We start from the raw sequence: 11457 nt of genomic DNA, 5'->3' as shown, positions 1-11457 counted from the left end.
GCCCTGCGTAACCCTGTGGGTTGCTCACGATTGCGGTGAGTCAGTCGCCTTTAATGGTGCCTGTGAGTCCGCCTTCGCGAGCAAGCTCGCTCCCACAGGGGAGATTTGTCGGGCACAAATCCAGTGTTCACCAGAGACCCAATGTGGGAGCGGGCTTGCTCGCGAATGCGGTGGGTCATTCAGCAATGATGTTGACTGACACACCGCTTTCGCGAGCAAGCCCGCTCCCACAGGGGGATTTTCAGTGTCTGCAAGGATGAGACAAGGTTCACAAAAATGGCCGATGCCCAACGCATCGGCCTTTTTTTTCATTTTTCGCGCGAATGATAAATAAACTCATTCCGGTTTTTGTGCGGTGTTACGTCTTACTAACGTAAGCAGACAAATCGAGCCGGGCAGGGTAGCCACAGGGTTCAGTTTTTCTCGGCTGTACACCTCATTTTCCGCTGCCCGGACACACGATCGAGCCCGGGGAGGGGCCGGTCATCGACTTGCGGTGTCGCAAGCGGTTCACAGGTCCAGGCAGCGGCAGGGCACTCGGTTGTCCATGGGTCCTATCCATTTCGACTAATAATAGAGAGCACGATGTCAGCAATTCATGAGTTGAAACCTCTGTTCAAGGCTTTGGTCATCGCCCGAACCCTGCGCTCGCGTCGTTCGCTGGCCGGTCTGGGCATGGCGTGTCTGCTGCCGCTCAGCGCGCAGGTCGTCGCCGAAGACTTCACCCTCAACATTCCGGCCCAGCCGTTGCCTCAGGCGCTGCAGGCGTTTGGCACGCAGACCAATCAACAGGTGATCTACAACGCCGATGACATGGCCGGCCTGCGCAGTACGCGCGTCAGCGGCAAGTTGAGCAGCGAAGCGGCGATTGCCCAGTTGCTCAAAGGCACCGGCGTGCACTACAGCTTTGAAGGCAACACGCTGATGCTGGTGCGCGGCAGCTCGACCGAAGGTCTGGAACTGGGCGCCACCACCATCAATGCGCAACAGGTCAGCGCGACCACCGAAGGCTCGAAGTCCTACACCTCGAACGCCGTGACCATCGGCAAGGGCACCCACACCCTCAAGGAAATTCCGCAGTCGGTCACGGTGATGACCCGCAAGCAAATGGACGATCAGGACATCGTCGACCTCAAGGACGCGGCCAACAAGACCACCGGTCTGGTCGGCGCCCAAGGCGTTGGCCGGGGTTTGATCCTGTCTTCGCGCGGTTTCCAGATCGATGACTGGCAGTACGACGGCGTGCCGATCCCGCGGAACACTTACGCGCTGGGCAACTGGGCCACGCAGGACATGATTTTCTTCGACCGCATGGAAGTGCTGCGCGGTGCGTCGGGCTTGCTGCAAGGCACCGGCAGCCCGGGTGGCGCGGTCAACCTGGTGCGCAAACGCGGTCAGGCTGTACCGACCGTGACCCTGACCGGCAAGGCTGGCTCGTGGGATCACTACGGTCTGCAACTCGACGCCGGCGGCCCGCTGAACCAGAACGGCACCATCCGTGGCCGCTTCGTGGCCGACCAGGACGACACCCACACCTTCGTCGACTCGGAATGGTACAAAACCACCTCGCTGTACGGCGCGCTGGACTTCGACCTGAGCGAAGCCACCACCGTGGGCGTGGCGGTCAGCCAGTCCGACGGCGAATCGCGCGCGAACGTGCGCGGCTTCCCGCGTTATTCCGACGGTAAACCGATTGACCTGCCGCGCAGCACGTACACCGGCGCGAAGTGGAACCACTCGGACATCGACGTCACCACGATCTACACCGATCTGGAACACCGTTTCAACGACGACTGGGCCTTCAAGGTCGGCGCCGTGCACATGACCGAAACCAACAAGGCGAAGAACCAGCGCACGCAAACCACCGGCTCCGGCATCCGCCCTGATGGCACCGGTATCCAGTACGCTGACTTCGTGACGGACATGGATTCCACCAAAGTCGCGCTGGACATGAACGTCACCGGCAAGTTCGAAGCCTTCTCCATGCAGCAAGAAGTCATGCTGGGCGGCAACTACTCCAAATACACCTCGGACGACAAATACGCCCGGACCTTCAACGCCAGCACCGACAACATCTTCGACATCAATCACGACCGTCCGGAGATCAGCTACGACGGTCTGGTCAACACCCCCGGTGGCCGTGGCTTCCCGAGCAAATACGACATCCGCCAGAAAGGCCTTTACGGCAACTGGAGGGTCAAGCCTGTTGACGACCTGACCCTGGTGCTCGGCTCGCGGGTCAGTTGGTACGACTACAGCTACAAGTCTCAGATCGAGACCCCGACCAGCATCACCGACGACACGAACAGCGCCTCCACCGAAACCGGTGAAGTCACGCCGTACGCCGGTATCATTTATGACCTGAGCCGTGAATGGTCGGTCTACGCCAGTTACGCCGACGTCTTCACCCCGCAGACCGAACGCGACACCGCCGGCTCGGTACTGAAACCAATCATCGGTACTAACTACGAGATCGGTCTCAAGGGCGAGTTGATGGATGGCCGGATCAACACCTCTGTGGCCCTGTTCCGTTACGACCAGGAAAACCGCGCCGTTCTCAATACGGCGGGTGAGCAAAGCTGCGACGGTTGGTACTGCTCGACAGCCTCGGGCAAAGTGCGCAGCCAGGGTCTGGACGCTGAAATCAGCGGCGAAGTGACCGACAACCTGCAACTGTTTGCCGGCTACACCTACAACACCACCAAGTACCTGGATGACCCGGACAACGAAGGCAAAATCTTCAGCTGGTGGACGCCTAAACACATGCTGCGCGTGTGGGGCAACTATCAGATGCCTGGCGACTGGAGTCGTGTGAGTACTGGCCTGGGCTTCACCGCACAGACCCACACCGTCGGTTTCGACCACTCCGTCAACGTACCGGGTTACACCGTGTGGAACGCCCGTGTCGGTTACCAGCTCACCTCGGAAATCGAGCTGGCAATGAACGCCAACAACCTGTTCGACAAGACCTACTTCGCGGCGGCCTACAACCAGATCAACGGCAACAACAACTACGGTGATCCACGCAACGTAATGTTCAGCGTGAAATACACCCCGCAGTTCTGATCCATCCCCCGCTGAAACTGGCCCATGTCCCTTTGAAGGGGCATGGGCCAACTCCCATCCAAATCCGAACCGCTACCACCAAACCAACTATCCCACCACAGTCCCCTGTGGGAGCGAGCCTGCTCGCGAAAGCGGCCTACCCGCCACCTCAACCATCCAGGCCAAAACCCAATCCCTGTAGGAGCTGGCGAAGCCTGCGATCTCTTGACTTTAACGTCCCCAAAACCACCAAACCCCCAACGTTATGGACCGCGCCTAAGCAGACTCAAAGCCCCATCCCATTGCCACCCCAAACCCCACCTGTCACCCTGCGGTCAGTTCAAAGGATCAGGACAAGGAATCAAGGATTGAGTGGCCACATATCCAACCCGCCTGGCTGTATCTTCGCCAAAAGCTGCAACCCGCCAGACGGCGAAATCAATCACACCCACCCATCCGGGTTCGTACTGTCATGTCAGTGACCGACGCCAGAATCATTGATATGTGGGGCATCCCAAAATGGGACAACAGCAAGGTGATTCTTGGTATCGCTGATCATCTTGAATGGCGTGACAAGGCCGAACAAGGCGAGCACCTGCTGGTGCTTCAAGAGAAGATCAACACCTACATCGCCTTCATCGAAAGCGGTGAAATCTACGCCGAGATTCCCGGCGCGCTGGGCAAATCGCCTGTCATCCGTGTTCACGGCAAATACGAACTTCCTGCGCAAGGCGAGCTATTCATTGATCGCGTTGCCGAGACGCTGAAGAGAGTGGGTATTGGTTTCGAGTTCGTGCTTGAAGCAGACAAAGAAACAAGCAACGAGTGATGAGGGCGAAGTCATTTGCAAGCTGACCGCCCCTTTGAAGGCGCAGACATGTCCATCGTAGAAACGAACGTCATCGATATTATTGCTGTTCCAGACTGGCAGCCCGAAAGCGTCCTGCTGATCATCAGCGACCACCTTGAATGGGGCAACAAAGCCCAACAGGGCGAGCATCTGCTGTTGCTTCAGGAGAAAATCAATACCTACATCGCCTTCATTGAAAGCGGTGAATTGCTGGAAAGCTACCCACCGGCCAACGGTAAAAATCCGAAGATTTGTATCAATGGCCTGTACGAACTCCCTGAGCAGGGCAAGTTTTTCATTGATCGTGTGACCGAGGTGCTGAAGGGCGTGGGCATTGGGATGGAATTCGTTCTTGATGCCAACGAAGCAATTCGCAATATGTAACCGAAGTGGCGGCAAAAATACTGGCTCGGATGTTGTTCGGCATTTGCGTGTTAAACAAGTTTTTGCGCGAGCGTTTAAAGACACTCGGTGTTACGTCATAAACGGCTACAACGCCTTGCGCCGTTACCTACGCGTACGCCAGAATCCGCCGGCTTGTGCGGCTTTGGGGTGAGCTATATCGTTTCCGGGTCACTGCAAAACAGTGATCGGGTTTGGTAGCCCGTCGTGATAGTCGTATGGCAACACCTGATGCAGCCCTGTTTTTGGGACTCGCTTTATATGGTGGTCATGCGTGGGGCTCCTTTGTGAGCGCCGGGTTTTCTATCGCGACCGGTCTACCAACCCACGTATGGCCGCCACCCAGTCGTTTGGTAGCGAAGGTGATGGCTCCTCAAAATTCGCGATGGAGTTTTATCTATGTTCAAAGTAACGCCCAACCCTCCGAATACCGGTCCAGTACCGTTCGACGCTTCTTTCAATCTTGACCCTGAAAAAATGAAAGCGGCAGCCGACCGTGCGCTCAAGTTCTACCTCGACCCGGGGGCGACGAAAACGCAGATACCGCCCCGCAGATCCGGCACCTTGTACTCCATCGACGCAGCGGTGGATCAAGAAACGTTGATGGTCGAGGTCTACGAATCGCTGACATCGGCCTGTGCGATGGTCAGCGATCTCGTCGAGCTGTCGGAAGGCCCGCGACGCCAAACGATGCTGGTGTTGCATCGGTCGCTTGTGATGGGTGAAATGGCGGCGAATCGCATGCTGGATAACCACACGCCTGTGTAGCAGCCAGGCACATCCCCTGTGGGAGCGGGCTTGCTCGCGAAGGCGGTGTGTCAGCTGCATGAATGTCGGCTGACACGGCCTCTTCGCGGGCAAGCCTCGCTCCTACATTTGCTGGGTGTTGTTCACAAAATTTGCAGCCAACACCAGTCCTCTGTGGGAGCGAGCCTGCTCGCGAAGGCGGTGTGTCAGCTGCATTGATGTTGGCTGACACACCGTCTTCGCGGGCAAGCCTCGCTCCTACATTTGTTTGGTGTTGTTCACAAAATTTGCAGCCAACACCAGTCCTCTGTGGGAGCGAGCCTGCTCGCGAAGGCGGTGGCACATTCAATAACAATGTCGCCTGATACACCGCTTTCGCGAGCAGGCTCGCTCCCACAATTGTTTGGTGTTGTTCGCAAAATTTGTGGCCGACACAGAACCCCTCTTTTTTTGCCGTCGCCCGGTCAGTTGCGTGACTCGCCCTGGCCGCCAAGGAACACGTCGGTAAACGATTCCAGCAGCGACTCGGCGTAGATCATGCTGCGGTGCGGCAGCGGGGTGTGGATTGAGGTGTGCAATTGGCCTGTCGCGTTGTGGGCCCTGAGCAGTTGTTCCGAAAACAGCACTTGCTCCAGGGTTTTGTGCGACAGCGACCACCAGCAACTGACCTGGACCTTGAGCCTTGGCAGCGAGAATTCTTCGAATGCTGCCACCAGCCGTTCGTGGATCGCAAAGGCTTGCGCGTTCATGATCTCCTGCTTGATAGCGTCCAGGGTCGCGATCATTTCCTGTTCCCCGGTCGCCGTCTGTTCGCTGGCCCAGCGATAGAAGGCCTTGAGGTCGGCCGTCGGGTTTTCGGCGATGAAACTTGCCGCTGCCGTTTCCAGGTGCGCGAACATCAGGGTGAACACTTCGAGCGCTGCCTTCAGTTCGTTTTCCGCGCTGAGGTGGTTCGGGTTGTCTTGTTCCAGCGGCTTGCGCGGCAGGTCGGCGGGCAGGTCTCGTTCCGGCACGTTAGTGTCGACCAGGCCCAGGAAACTGACCTCGCGGCCTTGCTGTTCAAGGCGTGCGGCGATGTCCATGGCGATGGCACCGCCCAACGACCAGCCCATCAGCCGATAAGGCCCGTGTGGCTGCTGCTCGACAATTTGCGCGCTGTAATCGTCGATCATCTCGGCCCAGGTCTGCGCGCCTGATGCCTTGTCGGCGAAGCCCTTGTGCATCACGCCGAAGGTTTTGGCGTGGGGGGCGAGTTTCTTCGCCAGTGGCTGGTAGCAAAACACGATGCCGCCGCTCGGGTGCAGGCAGAAAAGTCCGGGGGCCGAGGCCGTCGAGGCATTCAGCGCGACCACGCATTGCGCGTTTTGCTGATGCTCCAGGGCGATGAACCTGGCCAGGACTTCGACCGTCGGGTAAGCCAACATCTGTTGCAATGCCAGTTTGATCCCGAGGCGGGCATGCAACTGCGAGATGAACTGGATCGCCAGGATCGAGTGGCCCCCCAGTTCGAAAAAGTTGTCGTCGAGGCTGACCCGTTTGACCTGCAAGGCTTCCTGCCAGAGTTCAGCCAGGGCTTTTTCCAGTGGGGTCACCGGGGCAATGAACGGGCGCTGCGACTGGCTCAGGTCCGGCATTGGCAGGGCTTTGCGGTCAACCTTGCCGTTGGGCGTGAGCGGCAATTGCGCGAGGAACAACAGGTGCGCAGGCACCATGTAGTCCGGCAATTCTGCCTTGAGGCTGGCCTTGAGTTCGGCGCGCAACGCGGCTTCATCCTCGACAGCCGTCGCCGTAACCACATAACCCACCAGTTGTGGACCGGTCGGGCCGTCCTGCGCCACCACCACGGTTTCACGCACGCTATCGAGCGCCAGCAGGCGCGCTTCGATCTCGCCGAGTTCGATGCGGAAGCCACGGATTTTCACTTGATGGTCGATGCGGCCGATGTATTCGATCACGCCCTCGGCGCGATATCGGGTCAGGTCGCCGGTGCGATACAAACGCTCACCGCTGAACGAAAACGGGTCCGGCACAAAGCGTTCGGCGGTCAACGCTGGACGCTCGAAATAACCGCGAGCGAGGCCGTCGCCACCGATCAGCAGTTCACCCGGCGCACCGATCGGGTTGAGTTCCAGATCACTGCCGAGGATGTACAGCGCGGTGTTGTCGATTGGTTTGCCGAGGTACGGCTTGGCGTTCTCGCGCGTTAACGGATGCAGTGCGGACCAGATTGTGGTCTCGGTCGGGCCGTACAAATTCCAGACCTTCGGCGACAGCGCGAGCATGCGCTCGGCCAACTCCTGCGGCAGCGCTTCACCGCCACACAGGAACACGCGGCCAGCCAAAATCGACGCTTGTTCATGGTCAAGCAGCATGCGCCAGGTTGATGGCGTGGCTTGCAACACGCTCACGCCATGACGCTCGATCAGTTCGAGCACAGCTTGCGGGTCTTGGTGCACGTCCTTGCCGGTCAGCACCACGCGGGCGCCGGCCAGCAATGGGCCGTAGATCTCCAGACCGAAAATATCGAACGAGAAGGTGGTCAACGACAGCATGCGGTCCTGAGCCGCGAGGCCCGGTTGATGAACCATGCTTTCGACGAAATTGCACAGGGCCGCGTGGCGCACCATCACGCCTTTCGGCTTGCCAGTGGAGCCCGAGGTGTAGATCACGTAGGCCAAGTGTTCGCCGCTCAGCGCCACCGTTGGGCAGGTCTGTGGATAAGCCGCCAGCCATTCGGCCGGCTGATCGAGCAACAAGGTGTTGAGCCCCGCCGGAATCGGCAACTGTGCTTGCAGATGAGACTGAGTCAGCAGCAATTCGAGGCCGCTGTCTTCGATCATGTAGGCCAGCCGATCCTCGGGATACGCCGGGTCCAGCGGCACATACGCGCCGCCAGCCTTAAGGATCGCCAGCAAGCCGACAATCATTTCCACACTGCGCTCAACGGCGATGCCCACCAGCCGATCCGGGCCAACGCCGGCCTCGATCAGCTTATGCGCGAGCTGGTTGGCGCGGGCGTCCAGTTGCGCGTAGTTCAAACAATCGCCGCCGACAATCAACGCCACCGCATCCGGCGTCTGTTCCGCCTTAGCGGCAATGCGCTGCTGCACGCACGGCGCCTGCGCAGCGTGCTCAACCACACGGTGCCAATCCTGCAGCATCACGTTTTGCTCATCGCTATCCAGCAGCGGCAATTCGCCAATCCGCTGACAGCAACCGTCGACAATGCCTTGCAGCAGATTTTGCCAATGCCGCGCCAGACGCTCGATGGTCGCCGAAGTGTAGAGATCGTGACTGTATTCCAGGCTCGCGACAACGCCGTGTTGCGAGTACGCGACGTCCAGCGACAAATCAAACTTGGCCTGACCCGCCCCCGCATCAAGGAACTCCAGCGCCAGTCCGTGCAGATCCATATGCGCCGGCTCGCCGCTGTCGGTGCGCCAGTTGAACAGCACCTGAAACAACGGATTGGCTTGCGCGCTGGCCTGCAATTTCAGGGCGTCGAAACTCAGCTCCAGCGGGTAATCCGCATGGTCCAGCGCCGCCAGGGATTCACGGCGCAGGCGTTGCAGGAAATCGCCGCAGGACAGCATCGGATCGAGGCGTACGCGGTACACCTGACTGCTGACAAAGAAGCCGACCAGCCCTTGGGTTTCGCTGCGATTGCGCGTGGCGTTTGGCACGCCGACGGTAAAGTCTCGTTGACCGCTGTAGCGGCTCAACAACAGTTGCCAAGCGCCGAGCGCGACCACGAACGGCGTCAGGCCCTGTTGCTGGCAGAAGCGGTTCAGGGCCGTCGACAGTGAGCCCGGCAGTTCGAATTCATGCTTGCCCGCGGGATGGCGCTGTTGCGCGCTGCGCGGGAAATCCACCGGCAAATCCAGGGTCGGCAACGGCGTGCCCAGGTAGTCTTGCCAATAGTCGGCGCTGTTGGCGCAGGTCGCGCTGTGCAGGTAGTCATCGCGTTGCCAGGCAGCGTAGTCGGCGTATTGAATCGCCGGACGCGGCAGCGGCGGGGCGTCTGCGTCGCTGGCCTGGGCGAAGGCACGGTTGAGGTCCTGCATCAGGATCGCGTTGGACCAGGCATCGGAAACGATGTGGTGCATGTTCATCAACAACAGGTGTTCTGCGGCGCCGACCTTGAGCAGGGTCGCGCGCATCAGCGGCGCCTGGCGCAGGTCGAACGGCGCGCCTGCCTGGGCCTCGATGCGCTGCGCAATCTGCCGGGCGCGGTCTTCATCGGCGAGTTCCGACAGGTCTTCCGCACCGAGTACCAGCCGCGCCTGATGATCGACCACTTGCATCGCCACACCGTCGATCTCGCGGAACGCCGTGCGCAGGATGTCGTGGCGATCCAGCACCCGGTTCAGCGCAACTTCCAGACGCCGGGCCTGCAACGCGCCGCTGATGCGCATTACGCGTGGCAGGTTGTAAGCGGCGCTGTCCGGTGTCAGTTGCTGCACAAACCACAAGCGTTGCTGGGCGAAAGAGAGTGGTGCCGGGCTGTTTTGCGTGCGGGCGGCGATGCCTTGGGGTTGATCACCGGCATCGGCCAGCAGCAGCGCCAGTAAATCATCATCGATCATGTCGTTCATCGGTCTCTCGTCGTCGGCGACCGCCTGGGCGCTGACGGCTTGGCCGGACATCGCGCCCACACGGGTAAACATTCAGTGGGTAACGGCCGGAACGCAGGCGCTCCGGCGGATTGACAAGCGTTGGCTGAGAACGTGATCAGACCGCCGTCAACGATTGCTTCTGCGCGACAACCCGGCCGCCCTCCATCCGCACCAATTGGTCGGCGACATCGAAGTAACGGTCGTCGTGGGAAATCACGATGATGGTCTTGCCCAGGTATTTGAGTTCCGGTAACAGCTCGGTGTAGAAAATCCGGCGGAAGGCCGGGTCCTGATCCGCCGCCCATTCGTCGAACACCAGCACCGGGCGTTCCTCCAGCCAGGCGTTCAGCAGGGCCAGGCGTTTGCGCTGGCCGGTGGACAGGTCGGTGGTGCTGAAGGCGCCATCGCGGATGCTGACCTTGTGCGAGATTTCCAGGCGTTCCAGGTAACGATTGGCGTCTTCGGGAACGTTCTGCTCACCTTGCACCAGTTCATCGAACAGGTAGTAGTCGGCGAAAATCGTGGTGAACAACTGGCGATAATCGTCGCGGTTATGCGCCAGAACCGGTTTGCCGTTGAGGATGATTTCCCCGCCTTGTGGCGCGTACAGCCCCAGCAGCAGCTTGATCAGCGTGGTCTTGCCGCCACCGTTCTCGCCGACGATAAACACGATCTCGCCCTGGGCGATGGACAGGTTGACCGGGCCGAGAGCGAAGGGTTTGCTGCCGTCCACCGCCGGGAAGGCGAAGTGCACGTCGCGCAATTCCAAGTGTTCGACCACCGGTTTCGGCGCGTCTTTGTCGCTGAGCAGCAGGTGCGGTTCCGGCGAGGAAAACTGCTCCGCCAGGTCGGCGATGCGCTTGAACGCAATGTTCGCGCGGCTGACCACCGGCAGGGTGGTGATCAGGTATTCCATCGGGCCTTTCATGTACAGCAGCACCAACACGAAACCGCTGAGCACCGCTTTATCCGAGCCCAGCCACATCGATTGCAGGATCAGCGCCAGGCCGATCACCACGAAAAACAGCATCGAACCGAGGGTCTTGGCCACCACGAAGGTGTTGACCGCGCGGATGTGCGTGTTGCAGATGAAATCGGCGGTGCCTTCGATGCGCTGGCTGAACATGCGTTGGCGGCGCGGGCGATGGATGCGCAGTTCCTTGGCGCCGGCAGCAATCGCGCTGTAGTGTTTTTGCAGTTCGTCCTCGGCTTCGCGCGCGGCCTGGAAACCCTTGATGCCTTTGGAGCGGGCCACGTATTGCAGCGCGGTGCCGATCACCAGGGCGACCATCAGCAAGGCAAACATCGGCAACGACAGGTAGGCCAGGTAGCTCAGGCAACCGAGGGTGACGGTGAATGCGATGGCCAGCGGCGCGAAGGAAAACGCGAAATCGCTGACGGTGTCGACGTCGTGGGTCAGCACCGGGATCAGTCGATAACTGCGGAAGCGCTCGATCTGTTCGATCGGTGCCAGCAGGACTTTTTCCCCGAGGGATTTACGCAGCCCGGCGATGATGTGCTGGCCGACATGGTTGGTGCCGATGTCCGACAGGATCGACGTCACCAGTGCCACCGCGCACAGGCCGATAAAGGTGAGCACCACACGGGTGGACGGGGTGGCGGCGGCGTTCAGCGCGTCGTTGATGGTCGCCAGCAACGCGGTGATGCTGAGGCCGCCGAGCATGCCGAGCATGATCGACACCACAACGATGACCCGGAAAGGCCTGAGCAGGCCGAGGACTTCACTGAAGGCTCCGCGGGATTTTGAGGTCATGGAAGTTTCCGCTTCAAGTGCCG

The 11457-nt window shown here is 59.9% G+C and carries 6 protein-coding genes; 4 read left to right on the top strand and 2 right to left on the bottom strand.

The window, feature by feature from the left end; translation table 11 throughout:
* Positions 1 to 585 precede the first annotated feature (585 nt).
* From LOY68_RS21880 to LOY68_RS21865, 4 genes are all read left to right on the top strand, one after another.
* Positions 586 to 3066, top strand: coding sequence for a TonB-dependent siderophore receptor (locus LOY68_RS21880; protein ID WP_163913434.1), 2481 nt, complete (start codon positions 586 to 588; stop codon positions 3064 to 3066).
* A 451-nt stretch (positions 3067 to 3517) separates the two neighbouring features.
* Positions 3518 to 3874: a DUF6572 domain-containing protein gene (locus LOY68_RS21875; RefSeq protein ID WP_265039854.1), complete on the top strand. Its 357-nt coding sequence runs from the start codon at positions 3518 to 3520 to the stop codon at positions 3872 to 3874.
* Positions 3875 to 3922: 48 nt separating this feature from the next.
* On the top strand, positions 3923 to 4279 hold the full coding sequence (locus LOY68_RS21870) for a DUF6572 domain-containing protein (RefSeq protein WP_265039853.1): 357 nt from the start codon (positions 3923 to 3925) through the stop codon (positions 4277 to 4279).
* Positions 4280 to 4696: 417 nt separating this feature from the next.
* Positions 4697 to 5065 (top strand): DUF6124 family protein, encoded by a 369-nt coding sequence (locus tag LOY68_RS21865; RefSeq protein WP_265039852.1) that lies wholly within the window; start codon positions 4697 to 4699, stop codon positions 5063 to 5065.
* A gap of 443 nt (positions 5066 to 5508) precedes the next feature.
* On the opposite strand, the gene LOY68_RS21860 is transcribed toward LOY68_RS21865, so the two are convergent.
* Together LOY68_RS21860 and LOY68_RS21855 are read right to left on the bottom strand one after the other, a co-directional pair.
* Complete coding sequence (locus LOY68_RS21860; RefSeq protein ID WP_413787161.1) at positions 5509 to 9690, bottom strand: amino acid adenylation domain-containing protein; 4182 nt, start codon at positions 9688 to 9690, stop codon at positions 5509 to 5511.
* 85 nt (positions 9691 to 9775) lie between these two features.
* Positions 9776 to 11434 carry a cyclic peptide export ABC transporter gene (locus LOY68_RS21855; RefSeq protein ID WP_265039850.1) on the bottom strand — a complete coding sequence of 553 codons (1659 nt, stop codon included), beginning with the start codon at positions 11432 to 11434 and terminating at the stop codon, positions 9776 to 9778.
* Positions 11435 to 11457: the final 23 nt, after the last annotated feature.

It is taken from the genome of Pseudomonas sp. B21-053, assembly GCF_026016365.1.
Lineage (GTDB): Bacteria > Pseudomonadota > Gammaproteobacteria > Pseudomonadales > Pseudomonadaceae > Aquipseudomonas > Aquipseudomonas nunensis.
The sequence above is the reverse complement of the archived record's forward strand: the minus strand, read 5'-3'. Positions and strand labels throughout refer to the sequence as shown.